This is a genomic window from Alexandriicola marinus, from assembly GCF_004000435.1.
In the GTDB taxonomy this organism is placed as follows: domain Bacteria; phylum Pseudomonadota; class Alphaproteobacteria; order Rhodobacterales; family Rhodobacteraceae; genus Alexandriicola; species Alexandriicola marinus.
Genome location: NZ_RBVZ01000063.1, coordinates 1 through 595, shown reverse-complemented (window position 1 = coordinate 595; position 595 = coordinate 1). Strand labels below are relative to the sequence as shown.

Genomic DNA, 595 nt, shown 5'->3' with positions numbered 1-595 from the left:
TTTGGTGATCAGTCGACATCCGCACATAGGCGACGGCTGGCACATCCTTTTCAGGCTGCACCTCGTGCTTATCGGAATGGGTCGCCCAACGACCGCTCACATGCGTATCTCCTCATTATTCCAGGCAAATCCATCGCTCCCGTCGGAATCAACGGCTGAATTCTTCGCGTCCATGTAAAGCGAAGGAGGGTGGAATGTCGTTTCCGAAAAAGGGCAAGTTCTTTCCAAGGGAAAACGGATATAATGGAAAAGCGGAGCAGCCCGCGAAAGGCGGCTTCGTCGAAGAAATCGCGGCGGCGTTGAAACGGTCGCTGGGAGATAGTCGGGCGGGCGTGAAGACCGTGGCGGCCTGGACGGGTGCAAACGAGAAGACGGTGAAGAACTGGTTCTCGGGTACTTACGGTCCGAGCGGGGCGCACCTGATCGCGCTGGCTCGCCACTCCGACGAGGTGCTCGCCACGTTCTTGGCCATGGCGGGGCGCGAGGATCTGATGGTTGCCATCAAACTCGCGGCGGCTGAGCAGGCGGTCGAGGAACTGCTCGAGGCTGTGCGGCATCTGAACCGCTAGGGCCCGGCGGGACGATCACTTAGCCA

1 protein-coding gene is annotated in these 595 nt (G+C 59.7%); it reads left to right on the top strand.

All coding sequences use genetic code 11. The annotated features are described in order from the left end of the window. Positions 1-194: 194 nt before the first annotated feature. The gene (locus tag EP376_RS22690; RefSeq protein WP_127657728.1) at positions 195-569 is read left to right on the top strand and encodes a hypothetical protein; all 375 of its coding nucleotides are present in this window, start codon (positions 195-197) and stop codon (positions 567-569) included. The last annotated feature ends 26 nt before the right edge of the window (positions 570-595 follow it).

Excerpts from the sequence above, each read along its gene's own strand:
- EP376_RS22690 (WP_127657728.1), top strand. The coding sequence starts at position 195 with ATGTCGTTTCCGAAAAAGGGCAAGTTCTTTCCAAGGGAAAACGGATAT.